This window comes from Arcticibacterium sp. SM2516 (assembly GCF_057914865.1).
Window position 1 is genome coordinate 4,428,883 of the sequence record NZ_CP195290.1, and the last position, 22,572, is coordinate 4,451,454.

At 38.5% G+C, this 22,572-nt stretch carries 22 protein-coding genes; 10 read left to right on the forward strand and 12 right to left on the reverse strand.

The features are described from left to right. Positions 1-143 precede the first annotated feature (143 nt). A complete protein-coding gene (gene pdhA, locus ACSBFT_RS18315; RefSeq protein WP_463046305.1) occupies positions 144-1,163 on the reverse strand; it encodes a pyruvate dehydrogenase (acetyl-transferring) E1 component subunit alpha in 1,020 nt (339 codons plus the stop codon). A 254-nt stretch (positions 1,164-1,417) separates the two neighbouring features. Here pdhA and recF point away from each other — a divergent pair, with 254 nt between their 5' ends. Beyond that, complete coding sequence (recF, locus tag ACSBFT_RS18320) at positions 1,418-2,494, forward strand: DNA replication/repair protein RecF (RefSeq protein ID WP_489601943.1); 1,077 nt, start codon at positions 1,418-1,420, stop codon at positions 2,492-2,494. A gap of 16 nt (positions 2,495-2,510) precedes the next feature. Continuing rightward, on the forward strand, positions 2,511-3,071 hold the full coding sequence (locus ACSBFT_RS18325; protein WP_489601944.1) for a YqgE/AlgH family protein: 561 nt from the start codon (positions 2,511-2,513) through the stop codon (positions 3,069-3,071). Here the strand turns inward: ACSBFT_RS18325 and ACSBFT_RS18330 are convergent. Together ACSBFT_RS18330 and ACSBFT_RS18335 are read right to left on the reverse strand one after the other, a co-directional pair. Beyond that, positions 3,068-4,258, reverse strand: coding sequence for a molybdopterin molybdotransferase MoeA (locus ACSBFT_RS18330; protein WP_489601945.1), 1,191 nt, complete (start codon positions 4,256-4,258; stop codon positions 3,068-3,070). The genes ACSBFT_RS18325 and ACSBFT_RS18330 overlap by 4 nt on opposite strands. Beyond that, the gene (locus ACSBFT_RS18335; RefSeq protein WP_489601946.1) at positions 4,258-5,346 is read right to left on the reverse strand and encodes an XdhC family protein; all 1,089 of its coding nucleotides are present in this window, start codon (positions 5,344-5,346) and stop codon (positions 4,258-4,260) included. The genes ACSBFT_RS18330 and ACSBFT_RS18335 overlap by 1 nt, the downstream gene beginning before the upstream one ends. Positions 5,347-5,469: 123 nt before the next feature. On the opposite strand from ACSBFT_RS18335, the gene ACSBFT_RS18340 reads away from it, so the two are divergent. Together ACSBFT_RS18340 and ACSBFT_RS18345 are read left to right on the forward strand one after the other, a co-directional pair. Beyond that, the gene (locus tag ACSBFT_RS18340) at positions 5,470-5,712 is read left to right on the forward strand and encodes a MoaD/ThiS family protein (RefSeq protein ID WP_489601947.1); all 243 of its coding nucleotides are present in this window, start codon (positions 5,470-5,472) and stop codon (positions 5,710-5,712) included. A gap of 8 nt (positions 5,713-5,720) precedes the next feature. Continuing rightward, positions 5,721-6,155: a molybdenum cofactor biosynthesis protein MoaE gene (locus ACSBFT_RS18345; RefSeq protein ID WP_489601948.1), complete on the forward strand. Its 435-nt coding sequence runs from the start codon at positions 5,721-5,723 to the stop codon at positions 6,153-6,155. A 168-nt stretch (positions 6,156-6,323) separates the two neighbouring features. Here the strand turns inward: ACSBFT_RS18345 and ACSBFT_RS18350 are convergent, their stop codons facing one another. From ACSBFT_RS18350 to ACSBFT_RS18360, 3 genes are all read right to left on the reverse strand, one after another. Continuing rightward, a complete protein-coding gene (locus ACSBFT_RS18350; RefSeq protein WP_489601949.1) occupies positions 6,324-7,421 on the reverse strand; it encodes an NTP transferase domain-containing protein in 1,098 nt (365 codons plus the stop codon). A gap of 2 nt (positions 7,422-7,423) precedes the next feature. After that, positions 7,424-7,915 carry a cyclic pyranopterin monophosphate synthase MoaC gene (gene moaC, locus ACSBFT_RS18355; protein WP_489601950.1) on the reverse strand — a complete coding sequence of 164 codons (492 nt, stop codon included), beginning with the start codon at positions 7,913-7,915 and terminating at the stop codon, positions 7,424-7,426. A gap of 120 nt (positions 7,916-8,035) precedes the next feature. Then, the gene (locus ACSBFT_RS18360) at positions 8,036-8,512 is read right to left on the reverse strand and encodes a hypothetical protein (RefSeq protein ID WP_463046314.1); all 477 of its coding nucleotides are present in this window, start codon (positions 8,510-8,512) and stop codon (positions 8,036-8,038) included. Between the two features lie 168 nt (positions 8,513-8,680). On the opposite strand from ACSBFT_RS18360, the gene ACSBFT_RS18365 reads away from it, so the two are divergent. Genes ACSBFT_RS18365 through ACSBFT_RS18375 form a run of 3 tightly spaced genes read left to right on the forward strand, consistent with a single transcriptional unit; the run spans position 8,681 to position 11,052 of the window. Next, positions 8,681-9,346: a nitroreductase family protein gene (locus ACSBFT_RS18365; protein ID WP_489601951.1), complete on the forward strand. Its 666-nt coding sequence runs from the start codon at positions 8,681-8,683 to the stop codon at positions 9,344-9,346. A 36-nt stretch (positions 9,347-9,382) separates the two neighbouring features. Continuing rightward, positions 9,383-10,456, forward strand: coding sequence for a peptide chain release factor 1 (gene prfA, locus ACSBFT_RS18370; protein WP_463046316.1), 1,074 nt, complete (start codon positions 9,383-9,385; stop codon positions 10,454-10,456). Between the two features lie 11 nt (positions 10,457-10,467). Further along, complete coding sequence (locus tag ACSBFT_RS18375; RefSeq protein WP_489601952.1) at positions 10,468-11,052, forward strand: non-canonical purine NTP diphosphatase; 585 nt, start codon at positions 10,468-10,470, stop codon at positions 11,050-11,052. Positions 11,053-11,083: 31 nt separating this feature from the next. Here ACSBFT_RS18375 and ACSBFT_RS18380 read toward each other — a convergent pair whose 3' ends face one another. Together ACSBFT_RS18380 and ACSBFT_RS18385 are read right to left on the reverse strand one after the other, a co-directional pair. Then, positions 11,084-11,551: a DUF4293 domain-containing protein gene (locus tag ACSBFT_RS18380; RefSeq protein WP_489601953.1), complete on the reverse strand. Its 468-nt coding sequence runs from the start codon at positions 11,549-11,551 to the stop codon at positions 11,084-11,086. Positions 11,552-11,578: 27 nt separating this feature from the next. Further along, positions 11,579-12,076, reverse strand: a complete 498-nt coding sequence (locus ACSBFT_RS18385; protein WP_489601954.1) for a cupin domain-containing protein — start codon at positions 12,074-12,076, stop codon at positions 11,579-11,581. Between the two features lie 60 nt (positions 12,077-12,136). Here ACSBFT_RS18385 and gldG point away from each other — a divergent pair, with 60 nt between their 5' ends. Further along, positions 12,137-13,795, forward strand: a complete 1,659-nt coding sequence (gene gldG / locus ACSBFT_RS18390; protein ID WP_489601955.1) for a gliding motility-associated ABC transporter substrate-binding protein GldG — start codon at positions 12,137-12,139, stop codon at positions 13,793-13,795. 97 nt (positions 13,796-13,892) lie between these two features. Further along, a complete protein-coding gene (dnaN, locus tag ACSBFT_RS18395) occupies positions 13,893-15,017 on the forward strand; it encodes a DNA polymerase III subunit beta (RefSeq protein ID WP_463046321.1) in 1,125 nt (374 codons plus the stop codon). Positions 15,018-15,514: 497 nt separating this feature from the next. Here the strand turns inward: dnaN and ACSBFT_RS18400 are convergent, their stop codons facing one another. The 4 genes from ACSBFT_RS18400 to ACSBFT_RS18415 form a co-directional block, all read right to left on the reverse strand. Further along, positions 15,515-15,967: a cold-shock protein gene (locus tag ACSBFT_RS18400; protein WP_463046322.1), complete on the reverse strand. Its 453-nt coding sequence runs from the start codon at positions 15,965-15,967 to the stop codon at positions 15,515-15,517. 157 nt (positions 15,968-16,124) lie between these two features. Then, positions 16,125-16,967, reverse strand: a complete 843-nt coding sequence (locus ACSBFT_RS18405; protein WP_489601956.1) for a 1,4-dihydroxy-2-naphthoyl-CoA synthase — start codon at positions 16,965-16,967, stop codon at positions 16,125-16,127. A 35-nt stretch (positions 16,968-17,002) separates the two neighbouring features. Further along, positions 17,003-17,908 (reverse strand): DUF4249 domain-containing protein, encoded by a 906-nt coding sequence (locus tag ACSBFT_RS18410; RefSeq protein WP_489601957.1) that lies wholly within the window; start codon positions 17,906-17,908, stop codon positions 17,003-17,005. 4 nt (positions 17,909-17,912) lie between these two features. Further along, the gene (locus ACSBFT_RS18415; RefSeq protein ID WP_489601958.1) at positions 17,913-20,276 is read right to left on the reverse strand and encodes a TonB-dependent receptor; all 2,364 of its coding nucleotides are present in this window, start codon (positions 20,274-20,276) and stop codon (positions 17,913-17,915) included. Positions 20,277-20,497: 221 nt separating this feature from the next. Between ACSBFT_RS18415 and nagB the strand changes: the two genes are divergently transcribed. After that, positions 20,498-22,420: a glucosamine-6-phosphate deaminase gene (gene nagB, locus ACSBFT_RS18420; RefSeq protein WP_463046326.1), complete on the forward strand. Its 1,923-nt coding sequence runs from the start codon at positions 20,498-20,500 to the stop codon at positions 22,418-22,420. Positions 22,421-22,572 lie beyond the last annotated feature (152 nt).

The window sequence follows — 22,572 nt, forward strand, 5'->3', positions numbered from 1 at the left end:
AAATTTTCGAGGTGCAAATTTAGTTAAATGATTTCTATTTCAATCATTCCTTTGCTCAAAATGTATTAAATGCTTTTTATAACTACGCTGAATATCAAAAGAAAAGGCACCTAAGTGCCTTTTCCAATAGATTTTAGAATAAATTATTCCATTAAAAATGGATAATCTTCTTGTACATATATGTCTTTAAAGGCATCTGAAGCATCTGGGTAAGGAGATTCTTCTGCAAATTTCACAGATTCCGCCACCTGACCTTTTATTTTACTATCGATAGCGGCTAATTCTTCTTCGGTAGCAATTTTACCAGAAAGAATACGCTCTTTAGTCATCTCGATTGGGTCACGAGACTTCCATTCTGCTACTTCTTCCTTCGTTCTGTATTTCTGAGGGTCAGACATAGAGTGACCTCTGAAACGATAAGTTTTAAACTCTAAGTAAGTTGGGCCATCTCCTTTTCTTGCTCTTTCTGCTGCTCTGCTTACTGATTCGTGAACGGCTTCCACATCCATGGCGTCTACAGGCTCTGCAGGCATGTCATAGGCTTCTGCCAAAGTGTAAAGGTCTTTTACGTTTGAGCTTCTTTCTACAGAAGTACCCATAGCGTATCCGTTGTTTTCCACTACAAAAATCACAGGGATTTTCCAAGTCATGGCTAGGTTAAAGGCTTCGTGAAAAGCTCCTTGACGTACAGCACCATCACCCATATAGCAGATACAAAGGTTTTTAGTTCCTTTATATTTTTCTGCAAAACCAATTCCAGCACCTACAGGAATCTGAGCACCCACAATACCGTGACCACCCACAAAACCCACTTCTTTATCAAAAATGTGCATTGAGCCTCCTTTACCTTTCGTGGTACCTGTAACTTTACCAAAAAGCTCTGCCATGATAGCATTAGGGCTTGTACCCAATGCCAGTGGCTGTCCATGATCTCTATAAGAAGTGATGTATTTATCGCCTTTTTCAAGAGCAGAAACTGCACCAGAAGAACAAGCTTCTTGACCTATATAAAGGTGACAGAATCCACGAATTTTTTGCTGACCGTACAATTGACCTGCTTTTTCTTCAAACTTACGCTGAAGCATCATTGATTCATACCAATACAGGTATTGCTCTTTGGAGTATTTAGTTTTCGCTGCTTCTTTTTTCTTTGTAGCTGCCATATATTTATTACTTTTCTTAGCTCTAAAAAATCAAAATCAAATATCCCTATCGAAATAGATATCCTTTTTTAAAGGAGAGCAAAAATAGTTATTAAAGGTTTATAGAAGAAAAATATCCTTTAAATCTCTCCAAGAGAATTAAGAAAATGGAGAATTTGTACTTAGCAAATTGATTCTATAGGACTTTCAAAGTCAAATATGGTTTGGCTATTGTCATTTGTTTGGTCAAATTTGCCCCTATTAGCACAAAGAAAATGTATTTAAAGTCAATAAGACTCTTCAATTTTAGAAACCATACCGACGCTCAATTCCAATTTTCGGAAAGGGTAAATTGTATTGTGGGAGAAAATGGGGAAGGTAAAACGAATCTTATTGATGCCGTTTACTTTTTGGCTTTGACCAAAAGCTCCATCCAAAAACAAGACCAACTAAGCGTAACACATGATGAGCTTATGATGGTTATTGATGGTAATTTTGTAACGGAGAAAGGCACAGAAAATATAACTTTGTCTGTTCAGAAAGGTCAAAAGAAATCGCTTCTGGCAGATAAAGTACCTTATGATAGACTCACGGAGCATATTGGCAAATATCCTGTGGTGCTTATTGCTCCAGATGATACAGACATGATTCGTGACGCCAGTGATACTCGTCGGAAGCTGTTTGACGGAATTATATCACAGTTTGATGTGGAATATCTAAAGTCCTACCAGAAATACAATAGACTGATGGATCAGCGAAACAGTTTATTGAAGCAATTTGGTGAAAGGGAATATTTTGATCAGCAAATGTTGGATAGTTATTCACAGCCATTGGTGTCTTTGGCTGTTGAGATTGCCCAAAAAAGAGCCCAATTTTTAGAAACATTTGAGCCAGAAATAATCAAACACTATCAAGAAATTAGTGGAGGTAAAGAAAGAATCAGTATTTCTTACCAAACAGAGGTTTTAGAAGGCTTCACCGCAAAATTCAAAAAAAACGAACAGAGAGATAGGTTGGCTCAAAGAACCACCATGGGTGTCCATAAAGATGAATATCTTTTTCAACTGGATGGCTTGCCGGCCAAAAAATTTGGTTCTCAAGGTCAAAAAAAGTCTTTTATACTTTCGGTAAGGCTAGCTCAGTTTGATTTATTGGAAATACAAAAAAAGGTAAAACCGCTTCTTTTGTTAGACGATATCTTCGATAAATTGGATGACCGCAGAATTCAAAAACTGATTGAAAAGATTGACAATGATACTTTTGGTCAGGTTTTTATCACCGATGCCAGACCAGAAAGAACAAAAAGGATTTTAGAAAATGTTAGGGCAGAGGTGAAGTATATTAAGCTCTAAAGCTTATGTTTGCTATATGTCAGAATCCTTATTAGAGCCCACTTCCGGTTGTTTACTTGTTGCAGAACCTTTTCTAGGGGATCCTAACTTTGAGCGTAGCGTTATTCTTTTATGCGAGCATAACGTTCATGGGTCCTTTGGCTTGGTCTTGAACCAGCGTTCTAATATTACCTTACACGAAGCCGTGGAAGATTGCTATTCTGATCTTCCTTTATATGTGGGAGGACCTGTAGAACATAGCACGCTTCATTATATTCATAGGCTTGGAGAATTGGTGCCAGAAAGTGTTCCCTTAGGTAATGGCTTGTTTTGGTCTGGAGACTTTGAAATCTTAAAGGGCTTGCTAAATCTTGGTAAAGTTCAAGAGAAAGATATTCGATTTTTTATAGGCTATTCAGGTTGGGGCGATGGTCAGTTGGAGGCAGAAATGAAAAAGAATTCATGGATAATCTCTGAAACAGACACGAACCTTCTTTTTGATGCATCGCCAGATGAATTTTGGAGAAAAGTGCTTAGAAATATGGGTGGTTCTTATAAGGTTATGAGTAACTATCCTACAGACCCAAGGTTAAATTAAAACCGCCAAACAGTGAAGATGCTTGCCTTATCAAAAGACGTGGTTTCTTGGTTTGGGATTTCTAAAAAAGCATCGCTTAAACTTAAATTAGCCAAGTCTCCGGAGCCGCCACCTTCTATTGGAATGGCTTTCAGTATTCCTTTTTCGTTTTTAAGTTTTACTTGTAAAAAATAGCCTAAGCTTGGTTTGAAGTTTACTTTTTGAGCCAAAAAGGCCATTTCGTTTTCTATTTTGATACCGATTGATTTCTGAAGCCAAGGCAAAACATATCTTACGGCACACATAAACGAAGAAACAGGATTTCCAGGAAGTGCAAAAACTATAGTTTTTCCCTTTTTGCCGAACCACATGGGCTTACCCGGTCTTTGTTGAATTTTATGAAATAGTTTTTCTGCCCCTATAGCTTCCAAGGCTTGCGGGAAAAAGTCTTTTTTTCCCGCGGAAACTCCTCCAGACAATATGATGGCGTCATACTTATCACAGATTTCAAGTAGCATATCAATGCTTTCCTGAAGTTCATCTTTGAGGTGAAACTGGTTAATTTCCGAAGTAAAAGGCCCTATTAAAGAGGAAATAGCGTAGGTATTTGATTTTCTAATTTGATGGCTTTCGGGAACTTCATTGACTTCCACGAGCTCATCCCCTGAGGTAATGATGGCAATCTTCGGTAGCCTGTTTACTTTGACATGCTGCTTTCCTGTAGTGGCTAAAACAGCCAGATCGGCAATCTTTAGATGATGTCCTTTAGGTAGTAAAACTTCGTCTCTTTTTCTGTCATGCCCTTTTTTATGCACGTTTTTAAACACGGCTAGGTCATCAATTAAGGTGGCTATCCCATTTTTTATGTTCACATCTTCATACCTGATGACAGAGTCTGTGTTTTTTGGCAAGGAAGCCCCAGTCATTATTTCTAAACAAGAATTTGAGTTCTCCAATGTCTTCTGTGCCTCTCCGGCATATTGAATGCCTTCTATATTAAATGCCCTTTGGCCATTTTCGTAGGATTTTCCTTGAATAGCAATACCATCCATGGTTACCCTGTCAAAAGGAGGGAAGTCTCTATCTGCTGTTATTTCTTCTGCCAATATTCTTCCTTTTGAGGCCGTAAAATGGATACTTTCAACTCCAAAATTGGAAGTATGTTCTAAAACAATTTGACTGGCTTTTTCTACGGTAATAAAATCCATTAGTTGAAATTCATAGGTTGATCACGCATGTGAATAGGACTTTGTCTTTCTCTTAAATGTAGTCCCGTTCTTTCAGAAAAGACCGTTTTTATTTCTGCTAATATAGAAAGGGCTATTTCCTCAGGATTGGTAGCTCCGATGTCTAGACCTGTCGGGGCGTAAATTTGTTTCAAAAGTTCTTCAGATACTTGATTTCCTTCCTCTGCCAATTCTTTTAAAATTCGTTCAGAACGTACTTTTGGGCCTAGCATCCCTATATATTTAAGTTTTCGCTTTGATAACTTAAGGAGGTTTTCTTTGTCGGTACTTAAGGAGTGTGACATTAAAATGGCTGCGGTGAATTCATCAAAAACCAGTTCATTCATATTTTCAGGAGCCAATACGTTTTCATCTCTGACCTTAGCAGGTGGTGCAATGACCGTATAATCCCAGCCTAGTTCTTTTATCTGTTTGATAAGGGGATATAAATCATACTGATGTCCGAAAAGTAGAATTTGTAAAGCGGGTGGAACCACCTCAACAAACAGTGTAAGTTGCTCATTGAGCACTATATTTTTTGACTTATCTAGGTTTTCTATAAGGCTATCCAGTTTCTCAATATTGGCGTAATCCTCCAAACTTGTCAAACGCTCCAGTCCCGTAAACTCCAAGAGTTTTCCAAGGAGCTTTTTGTCTTCGGTGGAGGTGACAGAAATTAATTTACGGATTTTTCTGGGTGTCTGGTTTGTGGCTTGGAGTACCGAAATAGCGTTCGAAGGGTCTTGCTCGTCAATCGGGGTAAAGAGTACATCAATGATGCCATTGCAGCCTAGGCCAACGCCTATTTGGTGGTGGTCGTCGGTGGAGGTGTCATAAGTAATTACGGAGGCACGATCTTTTAAAATGGCCATTCTCGCTCGCTTTAGGGCATCACCTTCTAAGCAGCCACCACTAATTCCTCCTATCCAAGTTCCATTTTCTGAAACCAACATTCTGGCTCCCATTCTTCTGTAAGATGATCCTTCTACCCGCACCACTGTGGCGAGTGCCACCTTCTCCTCAGGTTCTTTTTCGGCATAGGTTTTTAGAATGCTTCTTATCTCTTTCATCAAATCAAAAATAGGCAATGAATTTTAACAAATGTAGGCTTCGATAACTCAAAAGAGTAATGCTATTTTGAATATATGTTGCACTTTTGTAGTGGTTCAATGGTTTTATACGAAAGCTTAGGTATGAAAATAAAGATATTGTGTTTTGGAATCACCAAGGAAATTCTAGGGGACTTTGAAAAAGAAGTGGAACTAGCCGATGGAAGCACCGTGGATATACTTAAAGCAAAATTGATAAAAGATTATCCAAGTTTTTCAAAACTGATTTCCTTAAGAATAGCGGTGAACGAAGAGTATGGTGATGGCAATTTAGTACTTACAGAAAAAGACGAAGTGGTTTTAATTCCACCAGTGAGTGGAGGTTGATTTAAGAAATGAATGATAATACGTCAAATATTGATATTGCTTTAACAGATGAGCTGCTTTCGCTAGACGCTTGTCAAACTTTTGTGTCTGAAGCTAAGGTTGGGGGAATAGCCCACTTTGTTGGTACAGTAAGAAATCATACGAAAGGAAAGACGGTACATCGTCTGGATTTTGAAGCCTACGGGCCTATGGCTATTTCTGAAATGCGAAAAATAGCGGAGATCGCGTTGGAGAAATTTGGATTAGAAAAGATTGCTATTCATCATAGGATTGGCATCTTGAAAATAGGGGAGATACCCGTTATTATTTCAGTATCTTCTGCTCATAGAAAAGCGGCTTTTGAAGCTTGTCAATTTGCAATAGACACCCTCAAAGAAACGGTTCCAATTTGGAAAAAGGAATATTTTGAAGATGGTGAAGTTTGGGTAAGTGCTACACCCTGATTTAACTCGGATTTTGCGTTGGGGAATCGCTATGAGTTTTAAAGTGCAATAAATCAGACAATTAATGGAAATTAGTATAGCGTTTACCCTGAGCTTGCCGATGGGAAGCAATTTAGCTACGTAAAAAATTGACTAATGCATAAAGCAGATTAAAATGCCATTAAACATCTACCTTTTTCCTGAAAGGTATTCAGCTCTTTCTTCCGGCGTATTTACGTTTTTAAGAATTTCAGGATGTTCTGCTTGAATCACTTTCACATCACTATTTATCAAAACTTTTCTTGGGCAAGAGTAGCCAAGAGCTAGAAATTCTAACATCCTCATATAGGCTTTGGGCTCCCAAAGTGTAATGAGTGGATCTGGGAAGCCAGTTTCTGGATTGTAAAAACAGGTAGCCAACTTGGAAGGGTCTCGTTCTTTTAGGAGTGTTTCAAAAACCGCAGCGTTTACCAAAGGCAAATCACAGGCAGAAACCAACCAAGCCGCATTTGGATCGGTCTGAAAAGCGGAGAGTATAGCTCCATAAGGTCCTAGTCCATCAAATTTATCGGTAATTCTGTGATGCTCTTCGTATTGATCAGGTCTGCAAGAAACAAAGGGATTTACATTTAAACTTTTGAATTCGGCTATAAGGAAATCAATCTGGCTCACACCGTGATAGTTTATTTGTCCTTTATCACTTCCCATTCTCAGGCTTTTTCCACCAGCTAGGATCAGTCCCTTTACGAGAGGGGATGAGATAGATGCTTTTATTTTTTGTGATATTTCGACTATGTTTTCAACAGAAAATGTCGGTTTCTCACCCAAGGCTTCTAAAAGCCAATTAAAGGGTTTTGATATATCTCCGCAAAGGACGTAGGCAACTACGTTTGAAAGTTGTGGGAGGCGTTTTTTAAGCGATTCTTCCTTTTTTGAGTGAATGAAAATGATTTGCTTTTGGGCTTCAAAATGATTTCCGTTGACTAAAATTAAGTCTTGGTTGTTTAGGGCTACTTTTTTGTCAAAATCATTCATTGAGACTTTGTCTAGTCTAAAGAATTTGATTTTGTCTATAAGCTCATTCGACTTTAAGTTAGGAATTTCACTATCGCCAAAAGCATGATCGGCATCTAAATAGGTACAATTATTTTCTGGAAAGTTTGCTAATATTTTCTGAGCCGTTTCTTGAATTAATCCACATGGAGCACCTACGAGAGCAAATTCATTTCTCCCGAAATTTCCTATTTCTGGTTTAATCAGCTTGGCATGTTTTTGATGTTTTTTCATATCTATTTAGCGGTGGTCAAATCAAAATCTCTTTTCCCACCACTTTTAGCAATAAGGCGAGTTTCTTTGATGATAATATGATGAGAAAAGGCCTTACACATATCATATATAGTGAGGGCGGCTACGCTGGCACCTGTCAAAGCTTCCATCTCTATGCCCGTTTTCCCTGTTAACGAAGCGGTGCAAATAATCTCTACTTCGTTATTTGTGTTAACGCTAATTTCTACCTGACAGTTTTCCAAACCAAGCGGATGACAAAGCGGTATAAGCTCACCCGTTTTTTTTGCCGCCATTACGCCGGCAATGATAGCCGTTTGAAAAACGGGACCTTTCTTGGTATGAATTTCCTCATTATTGAGTTTGTCCATTATTTCCTTATCCAAAACCACAATGCTTCTGGCTTTGGCAATTCTTTTGGTAACGGGCTTATCCCCTACATCCACCATAGAAGGGTTGCCATGGGGATCTATATGCGTGAAATTTTCAGTGCTCATGCTTCAAAGATAGAGACAGCTATTTGAAATATTGTTCTGGAGGGCTATTAAACAAAAATGGCTATCTCAAAAATATTGAGAAAGCCATTTGTAAAAATATGTGGGCTTTAGCCCGAAAACTTAAAGTTTAAAAGTAATACCTACAGAAGAGTAAGGAGAACCTGCTTCTGCATAAACGCCGAATTTGTCAGACAGGCCATATCTATAACCTACCATTCCTCCGAAAAATGCACCATTGCTTAAGACACGAGTTCCGTTGCCATTAATTCCTCTGAAACCTAAAGTAGCACCAACATATGGGTCAGATTTAGAATCGTCAAAGTTAAACCAATCGTTGAAGTGAGCACCAAAGTGATAAGCTCCTCTTCCGCCAATAGCAAAGGAATTGTATCCCCAATAACCTGTATTAAAAGATGCACCAGCTCCAATGCTAATGCGTTCTGTAATTCCAACATCATAACTACCTTGAACACCAATTCCCCAGCCAAGGTTAAGACCTAGGTTTACATTACTTACACCCTTATCAAAGCCCTGTGAGAAACTAGAAAAGGAGGCAATTAGAATGACTGCTAGAGTTAAAACTACTGATTTTTTCATTAATGGAAATGTTTTAAATTATTACAATTTATTTAGCGACTGTATCACTTCAAAAACGTTAGTTGCGTTTCGAAAACTTATTACAAAGTACCGTAAAAATGGTAATTTGTATCCCATCTAATATTCAAATTTATACTAGAATTTTATTTTACGGAAGAAAAAGATAAAATGAATACTGAAAAGCACATGTTATTCGAGTTTAGGGCAATTCCAGAAGAAGAAGTTCTTAAGAAAAGTCATGGAAATAGGTCAGAAATTATCAAGCGGAGGTCTATTAGAGACTTTTCTGGCGAGCCGGTTTCAAAGGAGGTCATTGAAAATATTATTATGGCAGCCGCTTCCGCACCTAGTGGAGCAAATAAACAACCATGGACTTTTTGTGCCATTCAGAGTCCAAGTATAAAAGCTGAAATAAGAAAGGCCGCAGAAAAAGAAGAGTATGAAAGTTATCATGGTAGAATGAGTGAAACATGGCTTGAAGATTTAAGGCCTTTGGGCACAGATTGGCAGAAGCCATTTCTAGAAGACGCACCTTGGCTCATTGTGGTATTTAAGCAATCTTATGGTTTAGGTGACTCTGGCCACAAAATTCAGCATTACTACGTCAATGAAAGCGTGGGAATAGCATGTGGTTTTTTGATTTCTGCCATTCATCAAGCGGGTTTGGTTACTTTGAGCCATACCCCCAGCCCAATGAGTTTTTTATCAAACATTCTTAAAAGGCCAGAAAATGAACGTCCTTTTTTGCTTTTACCGGTGGGTTTTCCGAAGAAAGGAGCCAAAGTGCCAGATATTCTTAAAAAGCAAGAAGCGGAGGTAATAGCTTGGTACTGAAAAATCGTCGTAAATTTGCGATCTGAATAGAAAAATATGTTAGAACAGTTAGAGGCTATAAAGGAACGTTTTCATGAAGTTTCTCAGCAAATAGGGATGCCTGAGGTGGTATCCGATATGGCCAAGTTTAAGAAGATTAGTAAGGAATATAAGGATCTTGAAAAAATTGTTAATCAGTTTAATGCCTATAAAGAGGTTTTGGCAAATATCTCAGGAGCTAAAGAAATCCTGAATAACGAGAAGGATGAGGAGCTAAGAGAAATGGCGAAGGAGGAGCTTGACGAGTTAGAGCCAAGTAAGGAGGAAATGGAGGTTATTTTGAAAGAAATGCTTATTCCAAGAGACCCTAATGATGCTAAAAATGTGATTTTGGAAATTAGGGCAGGAGCAGGAGGTGACGAAGCCTCTATTTTTGCGGGAGATCTTTTCAGAATGTATGAGCGTTTTGTGGAAAACCAAAGTGGCTGGAAAATGACTATCATGGATGTGAACCATGGAACGTCTGGTGGTTTTAAGGAAATCATTTCCGAGATAGAGGGAGAGGATGTTTATGGTAGGATGAAGTTTGAATCTGGTGTTCACAGGGTACAGCGGGTACCAGCTACAGAATCTCAAGGGCGTGTTCACACTTCTGCAGCTTCGGTAGCCGTTTTGCCAGAGGCAGATGAAGTTGATTTTGTTTTAAATAAGACAGACATCAAAAAAGATACTTATCGAGCATCTGGAGCAGGAGGGCAGCACGTGAATAAAACGGAATCTGCTGTAAGGCTTACGCATTTACCGACCAATACGGTGGTGGAATGTCAAGATGGTAGGTCGCAGCATGCTAACTATGCAAAAGCCCTTACGGTTCTTAGGTCTAGGCTTTATGAGGCTGAGCTAAAAAAGCACAATGATGCCGTTAGTTCTGAGAGAAAGTCGTTGGTGGGTAGTGGAGACAGATCGGATAAGATTAGGACATATAATTATCCTCAAAGCCGTGTCACAGATCACAGAATAGGTTTTACAGTGTATAATTTACCTGCTGTAATGGATGGAGAAGTAGGAGAGTTTATGGAGCAGCTTAGAATAGCAGAGAACGCCGAAAGAATGCAAGAAGGGGTTCAGTAAGGATAAAAATTATGAAAACAGTAATTTGCTTAGCGAGCAATAACGCACACAAAATAGACGAGCTAAAGAGCCTTTTAGGAGATACTTTTGAAGTTAAAACACTTAAAGAAATAGGGTGTTTTGAGGAAATAGAAGAGACCGCCAATTCTATGGCTGGAAATTCCTTGATAAAAGCACAGTACGTTTTTAATACCTATGGTTTAAACTGTGTGGCAGACGACTCCGGCCTGGAGGTAGATGCCCTTAACGGAGAGCCAGGTGTTTATTCTGCAAGATATGCCGGAGAGCATGGTAACCATGAGAAAAACATGGACAAATTGCTGGAAAACCTAAGAGGAAAAAGCGATAGAACGGCGAGGTTTAGAACGGTTATCACGCTTATTTTAGATGGAGTGGTGGAAATGTTTGACGGTACGGTGGAAGGTCAAATTATAGCACAAAAAAGAGGATCTCAGGGCTTTGGCTATGACCCAATTTTTATTCCAAATGGCTATGAAACCACTTTTGCAGAAATGACAATGGAACAAAAAAATCCAATAAGTCATAGAGGCAGAGCCATTCAGAAACTTATTGGATTCATAAAAATGAAAGGGTAGTAGCTTATTCTTCAGAAATATCTGAAATAGACTACCTCATTCTATCCGCACTTTTTACGAGCTTATCATCTTTTTTGATGAATCTATTCGCCAGCCAGTTTAAGGCTAAAGAAGCAAAACCAGCATAAAGACCAATCTCAAAAGTACCTTCGCCAGCACCTTCTAAGGTCATGGCGTCATTTTTTACGTGGTAAATACTAACAGCTACTGCAGCCCCAATTAGAAGCGAGTTTAACGCTACAAAAAGCATCTGCCTCACTCTGTTTCTAAACTGGAATATGGTGAAAATGGCCAAAACTATGGCGATTCCAGCCATTACGGCTACATAGAAAATATCCTTAGTGTAAGAAGCCAAGCTCCCCTTAGTGGCTAAAATATGATAAGCGTTTACTATAATTTCTCCAGAAGCTGTTTGGCTTGACCAAATGTTGTTAGACAAAAAGATGCCAAGGCCTGCGGCAGAAAGGAGAAGTAAAACAGATTGAATTCTTTGAAGCATAAAAGTCAAAATTTTTTGCAAAGATATTTATTCTCTTGTAAGCTCTTCAATAATTTGTTTATGATATGGAAATTCTTGTGCTAATTCGGCTCTTATGGCCATTTGGAAGTCATTAAAATCAAATCCGGGTGAGACTGTACAGCCCACCAATGCATATTCTGAACCATGCTGTGTTCTGGAGACAAACCAGACATGAGCAGGGATGCATGCTTGGAACACTTCTCCTTTTTCAGGATTAGACCCTAAAACTGTTTTAATGAGGTTTCCGTCAAAATCTATATAAAAAATTTCTAAAGGGTCGCCAGCATAAAAATGCCAGAGTTCATCAGATTGGATTTTATGAAAGGCAGAGAAGTTTCCCTTTTCCATTAAAAAATATATGGCAGTGGAATAGTTTCTTTTCTTTTTAGTGCCCGCCATTTCAAAAACAGCATCTTCATCAGATCTGTAAGTTTCCTTGTAAAAACCACCTTCTGGGTGAGAAATGAGATCTAATTTTCTAATCCAGTATGCTGCGTTTAACATTTATTCGTTTTTGTTCAAAAATAATGTAATTTTTGTGTCAAATTTCTCGCAATTGCTTTCATGAATAAAACCTTTAGGTCTTTTATTTTTCCTGTTCTTCTAGTTTTGGTCAATCTCATTTCTGTCTTTTTCTTTTTTAGAAAGGATTTAACGGAGGAGAAAAGGTACAGTATTTCTGAGGCCAGTAAGAATATAGTCCGCAACCTTGATGAGCCTATTGAGATACAGGTACTTTTGGAAGGGAGTGACTTACCCGGTGGTTTTGAAAGATTAAAACAAGCCGTAGAGGAAACGCTTGATGAGTTTAAAAACTATGGCGGAGCAAATGTTTCTTTTAGTTTTTTTGACCCCAATTCTATTGCAGATCCTGCTCAGAAAAATGCTTTGATTGACTCGCTTTATAGCAAAGGAGTTCAACCTACCAATGTTTTTGATACTAAGGGAGGTAGAAAAACAGAGACCATGGTCTTTCCTTATGCTCTTGTTTCTTACCAGGGAAATCAGCAGGCAGTTCTTCTTTTACAGGGAAATCAGGCCTTATCAGCAGAACAAAAGCTAAACCAGTCTTATGAAAACCTAGAATACTCCTTTGCATCGGCTTTTAGGAAACTAACATTGAAAGAAAAAAAGAAGATAGGTTTGTTAACTGAGTTTACGAGTTTGGCTCCTATGAATTTTGCCGGTTTAATAAGTAGTCTTCAAGAGTATTACGATTTGTATTTTGTGGATGCAGCCACTTCGGAGTCTTTCTTAGGTTTGGATGCCTTGATTTTACCAAAACCAGACAGACCTATAAATGATTCTACAAAATACAAGATTGATCAATATGTGATGTATGGTGGAAAGACACTTTTCTTTGTGGATGGTTTGAAAGTAGATTCGGTGGGTTTGGAAGGGAGTTTTGCTCAACCTTTTGAAAGTAACCTTCAGGATTTGTTTTTCAAATATGGCCTTAGGTTAAACTATGACATGATAAAAGATGGAGGCAGTGCCGCTATGGTTCCATTGGTAGTAGGAAATATGGGCAACAAACCTAACATCCAGCCTATTCCATATCGTTTTTTTCCATTGATCAATAACTTTGGGAAAAGTCTTATTACCAAAAATCTAGATTTAGTGGTGACCAAATTTGCATCTTCTATTGACACGGTTCGTAGTTCAGGAATAGTCAAAACATCATTGTTAAAAACATCGGCATATACCAAAATTTTAAACGCTCCAGCCCTTATTACTTATAATGACGCTCGAACAGATACAGATCAACAAGAGTATAATAGTGGAGAGAAATCTATTGCCTATTTATTAGAAGGCACCTTTACATCTCTTTATGAAAACAGGATTTTGGAGTCCGACGAAAGGAGTGAAAGCTTTAAAAGCGTCAGTGAGCCCACCAAGATGATTGTTTGTTCGGATGGAGATCTAGTTGTAAATGAAATTGAAAGACGTTCTGGTGAACCATTTCCTTTAGGTTATGATAAGCTTAGTAAACATACTTTTGGTAATAAGGATTTTCTAATGAACGCTATTGATTATTTGGTAGACGAAAATGGTGTAATAAATGCTCGGGGCAAGGAGGTAAAATTAAGGCCACTGGATGCTATTAAAACCAGGGATAATAGATCAGAAATACAGTTAGTTAATCTTCTTATACCTTCGGTTTTGATAATTATCTTCGGCTTACTAAGAGGGCTCTTCTGGAAGTGGAAATATGCACGTTAATTTCTAAGTCATTAAAAAGTAATAAGAAAGGCCAAGTTTCTTTCAATTTGAGTAACTTTGCCTAATTTTAAAACCCATATAAAACAGAGATTCAAATATGAAGTTTGTTGTTTCTTCTTCTGAATTATTGAAGCACTTGGCGACTATAAGTGGTGTTATTGCCAGTAACCCAATAGTTCCGATTTTAGAAAATTTCCTATTAGAGCTAGATGAAGGTAACCTTACCATTACAGCTTCTGATATGCAAACAGTTATGATGACTGAAGCACAGGTAGAATCTTCTGATAAAGGTTCTATTGCAGTTCCAGCAAAGTTGTTGATGGAAACACTGCGTAGTTTGCCTGAGCAGCCAGTTACTGTAAATGTGGATCAAGATAGTTTTGGTATAGAGCTAGTTACCTCAAATGGTAGGTTTAAACTGGCTGGAGAGAATCCAATGGATTTTCCTCGTGCTCCAGAAGTAAACAGAAATTTCAGCATAGAGTTAGATTCTAATGTTTTGGGTGCTGCTATTTCAAATACTATTTTTGCGACAAGCACGGATGATTTAAGACCTGCCATGACGGGTGTTTTTATTCAGGTGGGTTCAGAACATACTACATTTGTAGCTACAGATGGTCATAGACTTATAAGATATAGAAGAGAAGATGTGAAGTCTGAAAATACGACTTCCATGATTTTGCCGCGTAAGGCTTTAACACTTTTAAAGTCAAGTTTACCAAGTGGCGTTGTTCCTGTGAAGGCAGAGTTTAGTAACTCTAATGCATTTTTTAGCTTTGGAAACATAAAAATGATTTGTCGTTTAATAGACGAGCGTTATCCAGACTATGAGAATGTAATTCCGCAAAACAATCCTAATCACATGAAGATTGGCAGAGCGGAGTTGCTAAGTACTTTGAAGAGGATATCTATCTATTCTAATAAAACAACGCACCAGATAAGGCTTAAAGTGACAGGAAACGAGCTTGAGATTTCTGCCGAGGACTTAGATTATTCTAACGAGGCCACCGAGAAGCTCGTTTGTGAGTATACTGGAGAAGATATGGAAATTGGCTTTAACGCAAAATTTCTGGTAGAAATGTTAAGCAATTTAAATACAGATAATTTAACGCTAGAAATGTCTCAGCCAAACAGAGCTGGGCTGATAGTTCCTGAAGATAAAGAAGAGAATGAAGATATGCTATTATTGGTAATGCCAGTAATGCTTAATTCGTACTCATAATAGATACTTACCCGTTTTCTATGAAAAAAGAGCCTGGCGAAAGTCGGGCTTTTTGCGTTTTTAGAAGATATTAATTGAGACCGCTTTATTCATTAGGAAATCTCCCGATTTTATCGGGACTGAAGCTAAATTGCTTCCCATCGGCAAGCTCAGGGTAACCCAAATCAGTTCGCAAACCCATTTAAACTCGATCACCAGAACCCTTCGACAAAACGCTCAGGGTAAACTGCTATGCTAATCTCGTTTAAATGTCTGATTTATTCCACTTTAAAACTTATTACGATTCTCCAAAGCATAAAACGGGTTGAATTCAGGGAAGGCAAGTACACAAATTTCTATGGCGTTTATAGTATTATGCCAGGTAGAATTTAGAATAAGTAATACAAGAGCGTTAGATGTCAGGGATATTTTTTCGGGGAGTATGTATACCCTAAAGCATAAAAAAAGCTTCGTCAATTTGACAAAGCTTTCTTATTAAAACGGGAGGTAAATCCTTATTAAACAACTTTCACCCTTACGGCTGTAGGTCCTTTGGGGCCCATTTCTATTTCAAAGATAACTTTGTCTCCTTCGCTAATTTCATCAAGTGTATTATTCACGTGAACGAAAATACTGTCTTGGCTTACCACATCTTTAATAAAACCGTAACCTTTAGAGTCGTTATAGAAGCTTACTGTACCTTTTCTCTCTATATCTTCAGGTGGTCCATCCTCTCTCTTTGGTATTCCAATTTCTATATCGTCTGCGTCTATTTCCTCTTTTACTCTAGTAGGATCTGGCGGAGTGTTGGTAATGTTTCCAAACTCATCCACATAGGCAATCATGTCTTCTAACTTTCCAGATTTGTCAATATCCTTCCTAGCAAGTCGTTTTTCCGCCTTGTCTTTCTTTCTTTTCTCTTTTTTGTTTCGTACTTCTTTTTTACTGAATGTTTCTTGCGACCTACCCATATTCTAATTTAAATTAAACAATAAATACAACCTCTAGCTGCACACCAATATTATACAAAAAAGAAGCGGAATGCACAAAGGTATTCTAAAAAAACCTTTACTCAATGAGATAGTAAGTTAATATTAACGTATTGGAAGCCGAATTTAATATATACAATTAAGAGTACTTTGGAAATTGGTCAAAATCGGGTTTCCTTTTTTCTAAAAACGCATCTCTGCCTTCTCTGGCTTCATCTGTCATATATCCTAGACGGGTGGCTTCTCCAGCAAAAATTTGCTGACCTATCAGTCCATCGTCAATCATATTAAAAGAGTACTTAAGCATTCTGATGGCCATTGGACTCTTCTCTAAAATTTCTTGTGCCCACTGAAAGGCCGTATCCTCCAGCTCTTCATGAGGAATTACAGCATTAACCATACCCATATCAAAAGCTTCTTGGGCAGCGTAGTTTCTCCCTAAAAAGAATATCTCTCGTGCTCTTTTTTGTCCTACCTGTCTGGCTAAATAAGCAGAACCAAAGCCGGCGTCATAGGAAGCAACATTGGCGTCTGTTTGTTTGAAAATGGCATGCTCCTTACTGGCGAGAGAAAGATCACAAACTACGTGAAGGCTATGCCCTCCACCAACAGCCCAACCAGGAACCACACAGATAACAGGTTTGCTCATGAAACGTATTTGTCTCTGAACATCTAATATGTTTAACCTTCCTACGCCTACCTCATCTTTATAACCGTCTTTTCCTCTTGCGTTTTGGTCCCCACCACTACAGAATGCCCAGCCTCCGTCTTTGGATGATGGACCTTCGCCAGATAGCAAAACCACACCAATATTTCCATCGTTTCTGGCGTCTTCAAAGGCATCTATAAGTTCAAAAACGGTTTTAGGTCTAAATGCGTTACGCACCTCTGGTCTATTGAAGGCTATTCGTGCTACTCCATTAGCCTTTTTATAGGTGATGTCTTCATATTCTTTGGCGATAGTCCACTGTGGGCTTGGCATAATGTTCCTGTTTTTTGAGCTTAAATTTAATATTATTATTGTGCTGGACGAGCTAAAGTGCTATCCAAAATGGTAGAAAGTTCGCTCACAGCGGATATACCAAAGAAGCCGAGAGCCTTTTTATTGGAATTGGCATTTAGATTAAAAACGTTAGTTGGGATATTTGCTGGAGGTGTAGCAAAAATACCACCGTTGCCAGACTCTTGCCTTACCTGCTGAAGGTATAAGTAGGCGTCAGGGGTTATACTCCAAAGTTCCACTTTTATTTTGTCGTTATGTTGATAAAGACCATCGTTTATAGAAGATCTCAAAGGCAAAATAAAAAGAATACCGTCAGATTTAGAGCCGGGAGAAAAACCAGCGTCATAAGCCAATGATATTTGAGAGGGTTTGTTTAATAACACATCGTTTTTGATTGTTCTTATCCAATAGGTGTCATCTGGCCCAATAAGGTCTTTGGCATAAAATTGAGCAAGATAACCGTCTTTTTTAGAGCCATCCGTAGGTTCAATAGGGAAGGAGAAAGATTCATAGGCGATAGAGTCTATAGCGGGCACACGTTTTAGTTTAGAAAGTGCAGCATATTCTTCGTTCTCATATTTTATGTATAAAGCATACTGGCCATCTTCTTTCAGAAACTTGGCATTTTCTTTCAGGAGAATGTACTCTCCATTTTCTAATTCTGTAAAAGGGTGTGCGGTGCTGTCTTCTTCCCAAATAATGACTTCAGCACCCGTTACGCCCCTCACAGGAGCGTTGTCAAAATAACCTTGAGAGAGGCTTAGTTTGATGCGTTGGTCTTCATCTTTATTAGTTAACCAACCATCCACTACCAGTTGGTCTACGCCTTCCTGAATGTCTATGTTTACCACGTCTTCGCAAGAGAATATGGCAACAGAAGAAATGGTGAGTAGAAAGCCAAATATTGTTATCTTTTTCATAGGACTAAAATTTGAAGTTGTAGGTTACCGCAGGTAGGATAGAGGCAAAAACGGAATATTTGACAGCCTCTGTCATTTGAAGGTTATCTTCGTTTTGTCTCACATATACAGAAAAAGGATTTCTGCGGTTATAAACGTTATATATGGAGAATACCCATTCGCTTTCTCCCTTTTTAAAGAAAGCATGTTTGTTCTTTTTTGTAGCAGCAAGATCTAACCTGTGAGAAGCGGGTATGCGGTAAGAGTTTCTGGTGTCGTAAGGGTTATGTGGTAGAGCTATTCCTTGCCAAACGTATTTATTGGTAGGGAAAGATGCGGGTGTGCCTGAAGAAAAATTGAAAGTTGTAGAGAAGGTCCATTTATTGCCTTTGTCGTAGATTCCAACAAGAGAAAGGTTATGCGTTTTGTCTATTCTTGCAGGAAACCAATTGTCGTTATTTAGACCTTCTACAAGTCTTTCTGTCCTTGCCAAGGTATAACTGATCCAGCCATTAAAAATCCCTTTATTCTTCTTAAGGAAAAATTCGGCACCGTAAGCTCTCCCTTTTCCGTTAAGAAGGTCGGCTTCAACGGCAGGGTTTAAGAACAAATCGGCATTTCTAACGTAATCAACCTGATTCTGAAGTTTTTTATAGTATACCTCAACAGACGCTTCAAAGATATTATTATTAAAGTTTTGGAAATATCCCAAGGCTACTTGGTCGGCAATTTGCGGCTTTATGTTATTGCTACTCGGCGTCCAAACATCTAAAGGAGAAGAAGCCGTGGTGTTGGACAAGAGGTGAACATATTGAGCCATGTGATTATAGCTTACTTTAATAGAGTTTTTGGAGCCTAAGCCGATGTTAGCAGAGATTCTTGGCTCCCAATTGCCGTACTGCTGAATGACCTCACCTTTTGGCACAGTGACAATAGCCTCTACGTTTTTACGCTCACCAGGTGCTACACCTACGTCATTTAGAATGACCTTATTGCCTTTACCTATATAGCGATAATCAGAATATCTAATACCGTATTGTACAGATAATCGATTGGTAATCCTTTGCTCATTCGCCAGATATAGGGCAGACTCTACGGCGTACTTATCTGGTAAACCGATGCTGATGCTTTCTCCACCAGAAACCGCCTCGGCCTGACCAGGGTTAAATCTGTAGTAGATGCTTTGTCCTCCAAAAGAAAGGGTATTATTAGGGTTTAAGAAATATTGAAAGTCGGGTTTAATACTATAATTTTCTACGTTAGAGTCCCATCTGAAAGAATCTTGGTCGTCTTTGTTGCTCAAGTCGGTATCCAGCAAGTAGTTGTAATTGCTATAGAAAACGGTCGTGTTTAGAAATAGTTTTTCGTTAAATATATGATTCCATCGCAATGAGGTGGTGGTGTTTCCCCAGTTAAAACCAAAGTCGGCTCCGAACACATCTCGTCCTAAATATCCACTTAGGAAGACCGTGTTTTTGTCGTTAATTTTATAATTACCTTTAGCGGTGAAGTCATAGAAATAGAACTTGGAGTCTCTGAGGTCCTTATTAAGAAAGGGTTTTGCCAGAACGTCAATATAGGATCTTCTCAAAGCCACGATAAAGGAACCCTTTTCTTTGAGAAAAGGACTTTCATAGGCAAATCTTGAAAAGATAGTGCCAATGCCGCCGTTAAATTCCGGTTTTTTAGAATTTCCCTCCTTCATTCTTACGTCGAGAATAGATGATATTCGTCCTCCATAATTGGCAGGAATTCCGCCCTTTATCAGTTTCACATCTTTTACAGCGTCGGGATTGAAAACAGAGAAAAATCCAAATAGGTGAGAAGAGTTATAAACTGGGGCTTCGTCTAGTAGCACCAAGTTTTGGTCAATCCCGCCACCTCTTACATTAAAACCAGAAGCACCTTCGCCTACAGTACTTACGCCAGGTAGAAACTGAATGCTTCTTATAATGTCTACTTCGCCTAGAAAAGCCGGCATCTTTTTAATGGTTTTCATTTCCACCTTATTGACAGACATTTCAATGCTGGTGACGTTTTCGTCTTCTCTTTGACCTTTAACCACCACTTCTTCTAAGGAAGAACTTGTAGGGTTTATTTCTAGATTAAGTTTCTGGTTTTCGGAGAGGTTGATTCTTTTAACTAAGGTTTCATAACCTATATAGGTCAATGTTAAGGTGTAGTTTCCTTTAGGAAGTGTTAGGGAGTAAAAACCATATGCATTTGTTTGAGTGCCTGTTTTTAATTCGTTAGCGTATACCGAAAGGCCTATCATTCCTTCGCCGTTTTCGCCATCTCTTATATATCCGCTAAGGCTACTGCTCTCTTGAGAAAAAGAGAAAAAGGGAAACAATAAAAGGATAAGAATCGAGTAATTGTTTATCTTCATTTTATGTTGATGCCGTATTTTTTTCAATGTCACGCAAAGATAAGGGTCTATAGGATGGTTTGTTATGGTTTTAGTGCTTATTGGCATAAAGAGTTTTTAATAAGGCTATTTTGTATTATAAACGGTTGAGGAATCCCATTAATTAAAATAATTTAATATATAATATTTTAATAGGCAATTTATTTAATATTATATTTGTCTAGTTTACACCCAATAAAAAAATGCAAGAAACCCAAATTATACGTGAGCCAATAGCCTACGAGAAGGTGCCAACTAGGATTTTCCAAAGTTCTGAGGAGGCCTCAAAAGCTGTTGCAAATGAAATAGCCGACATAATTAAATCTAAAACCAAGGCTGGTAACATGGCTGTTTTAGGTTTGGCTACAGGATCTTCTCCTAAAACTGTTTATGCAGAATTAATTAGAATGCATAAAGAGGAAGGGCTTAGCTTCAAAAATGTCATCAGTTTTAACCTTGACGAATACTATCCAATGCATCCTGATGCTGTTCAGAGCTATTGGAGGTTTATGAAAGAGCAGTTGTTTGACCATGTGGATATTCAGGAAGGTAACTTTCACATTCCGGATGGAACAGTACCACCAAGCCTTTTGGCAGCTCATTGTCAGGAATACGAAAAGAAAATTAAAGAGGCCGGTGGTCTAGATTTTCAACTTTTGGGAATTGGGGGAAATGGACACATTGGTTTTAATGAGCCAGGCTCTTTAGAGAATACCAAAACCAGGTTAATGATGTTAGACCAGTCGACCAGAGCGGCTGCAAAATCAGATTTTGGTGGAGAACTAACAAAGGTGCCTAAGAAAGCCATAACGCTAGGTGTGGCCAAAATACTTCAAGCCAAAAGAATCGTTTTACTAGCCTGGGGAGAAAGAAAAGCCCCTATGATCTGTAACGCTGTTGAGGGTACCGTTTCTGCCCAAAATCCTTCCTCTTATCTTCAAAAGCACCCGAACGCCCTTTTTGTGATAGACGAAGCGGCGGCATCTGGTCTTAAGAGAATGAAAACACCTTGGATGGTAGAAGATGTAGAATGGACCAACAGCATGACTAAAAAAGCTGTAACAAGTCTTTCTATAAGCTTAAACAAGTCTGTTCTTAAGCTGACCAATGAGGATTATAACGATAATGGCTTAAGTGACTTATTGGCATCAGCAGGTAATGCCTACGACATAAACATAGATATTTTTAATCAGCTGCAAAGAACCATTACGGGTTGGCCAGGTGGAAAACCGAAAGCAGATGATACGCATAGACCAGAAAGGGCTCAGCCAGAGAGAAAAAGATGTTTGATCTTTAGTCCGCACCCAGATGATGATATCATATCTATGGGAGGAACCTTTCACAGGTTGGTAGACCAAGGGCATGATGTACATGTGGCTTATCAAACCTCTGGGAATATTGCTGTTTCCGATGAAGAGGCACTTCGCTTTATCGAGTTTGTGGTGGACTATAACGAAAACTTTAAAGTAGAAAATGAACAAACTTTAAACGTGTACAAAGAAGCCCTAGACTTCCTTAACAACAAAAAGGACAGTGAGCTTGATAGTGATACTGTAAGATTAGTAAAAGGTATAATTAGAAAAGGAGAAGCTAAGGCTACTTGTAGGTTTGTAGGAATCCCTCCCGAGAATATACATTTCTTGGATATGCCATTTTACGAAACAGGAAGAGTTCAGAAAAATCCATTGGGCAAGGCAGATATTAAAGTCGTTTCAACGGTCATTGAAGAAATTAAACCGCATCAGATTTATGCCGCAGGAGACTTGGCAGATCCGCATGGTACTCATAAGGTGTGCCTAGACGCCATTTTTGAGTCTTTAAAAGAGCTGAGGCATAAAAATTACATGAAAGACTGCTGGGTTTGGCTATATAGAGGAGCTTGGGCTGAGTGGGATATTCATGAAATTGAAATGGCCGTTCCAATGAGCCCGCATCAGGTTATGCAGAAACGTATGGGTATTTTTAAGCACCAGTCTCAAAAGGATGGTGTGGTTTTTCAAGGTTCAGATTCTAGAGAATTTTGGCAAAGAGCAGAGGAGAGAAACCAAGGTACAGCAAAACTTTATAATGCTCTTGGCTTAGCAGAGTATGAAGCCATGGAAGCTTTTGTGCGGTATCATTTCTAAATAATTTGAGCATTTAATTGTTGCCGTAAAATAAAATTCTTAGGTTAGTAAAAAATTGTACTTAAAGGCATTTTTTTATAATAAACCTAAGAATTTTTGCGTTAAGTATATGTCTAACCCGACCACCTAAAGTACTAACGTGCAATAACCGA

Excerpts from the sequence above, each read along its gene's own strand:
- ACSBFT_RS18405 (WP_489601956.1), bottom strand. The coding sequence starts at position 16,967 with ATGCCAAGCCCACAGTGGACTATCGCCAAAGAATATGAAGACATCACC.
- recF (WP_489601943.1), top strand. The coding sequence starts at position 1,418 with ATGTATTTAAAGTCAATAAGACTCTTCAATTTTAGAAACCATACCGAC.
- ACSBFT_RS18340 (WP_489601947.1), top strand. The coding sequence starts at position 5,470 with ATGAAAATAAAGATATTGTGTTTTGGAATCACCAAGGAAATTCTAGGG.
- ACSBFT_RS18365 (WP_489601951.1), top strand. The coding sequence starts at position 8,681 with ATGAATACTGAAAAGCACATGTTATTCGAGTTTAGGGCAATTCCAGAA.
- ACSBFT_RS18385 (WP_489601954.1), bottom strand. The coding sequence starts at position 12,076 with ATGTTAAACGCAGCATACTGGATTAGAAAATTAGATCTCATTTCTCAC.
- ACSBFT_RS18335 (WP_489601946.1), bottom strand. The coding sequence starts at position 5,346 with ATGAAAGAGATAAGAAGCATTCTAAAAACCTATGCCGAAAAAGAACCT.
- dnaN (WP_463046321.1), top strand. The coding sequence starts at position 13,893 with ATGAAGTTTGTTGTTTCTTCTTCTGAATTATTGAAGCACTTGGCGACT.
- ACSBFT_RS18325 (WP_489601944.1), top strand. The coding sequence starts at position 2,511 with ATGTCAGAATCCTTATTAGAGCCCACTTCCGGTTGTTTACTTGTTGCA.
- ACSBFT_RS18375 (WP_489601952.1), top strand. The coding sequence starts at position 10,468 with ATGAAAACAGTAATTTGCTTAGCGAGCAATAACGCACACAAAATAGAC.
- pdhA (WP_463046305.1), bottom strand. The coding sequence starts at position 1,163 with ATGGCAGCTACAAAGAAAAAAGAAGCAGCGAAAACTAAATACTCCAAA.
- gldG (WP_489601955.1), top strand. The coding sequence starts at position 12,137 with ATGAATAAAACCTTTAGGTCTTTTATTTTTCCTGTTCTTCTAGTTTTG.
- ACSBFT_RS18415 (WP_489601958.1), bottom strand. The coding sequence starts at position 20,276 with ATGAAGATAAACAATTACTCGATTCTTATCCTTTTATTGTTTCCCTTT.
- nagB (WP_463046326.1), top strand. The coding sequence starts at position 20,498 with ATGCAAGAAACCCAAATTATACGTGAGCCAATAGCCTACGAGAAGGTG.
- ACSBFT_RS18350 (WP_489601949.1), bottom strand. The coding sequence starts at position 7,421 with ATGAAAAAACATCAAAAACATGCCAAGCTGATTAAACCAGAAATAGGA.
- ACSBFT_RS18380 (WP_489601953.1), bottom strand. The coding sequence starts at position 11,551 with ATGCTTCAAAGAATTCAATCTGTTTTACTTCTCCTTTCTGCCGCAGGC.
- ACSBFT_RS18410 (WP_489601957.1), bottom strand. The coding sequence starts at position 17,908 with ATGAAAAAGATAACAATATTTGGCTTTCTACTCACCATTTCTTCTGTT.
- ACSBFT_RS18345 (WP_489601948.1), top strand. The coding sequence starts at position 5,721 with ATGAATGATAATACGTCAAATATTGATATTGCTTTAACAGATGAGCTG.
- ACSBFT_RS18360 (WP_463046314.1), bottom strand. The coding sequence starts at position 8,512 with ATGAAAAAATCAGTAGTTTTAACTCTAGCAGTCATTCTAATTGCCTCC.
- ACSBFT_RS18330 (WP_489601945.1), bottom strand. The coding sequence starts at position 4,258 with ATGGATTTTATTACCGTAGAAAAAGCCAGTCAAATTGTTTTAGAACAT.
- moaC (WP_489601950.1), bottom strand. The coding sequence starts at position 7,915 with ATGAGCACTGAAAATTTCACGCATATAGATCCCCATGGCAACCCTTCT.
- prfA (WP_463046316.1), top strand. The coding sequence starts at position 9,383 with ATGTTAGAACAGTTAGAGGCTATAAAGGAACGTTTTCATGAAGTTTCT.
- ACSBFT_RS18400 (WP_463046322.1), bottom strand. The coding sequence starts at position 15,967 with ATGGGTAGGTCGCAAGAAACATTCAGTAAAAAAGAAGTACGAAACAAA.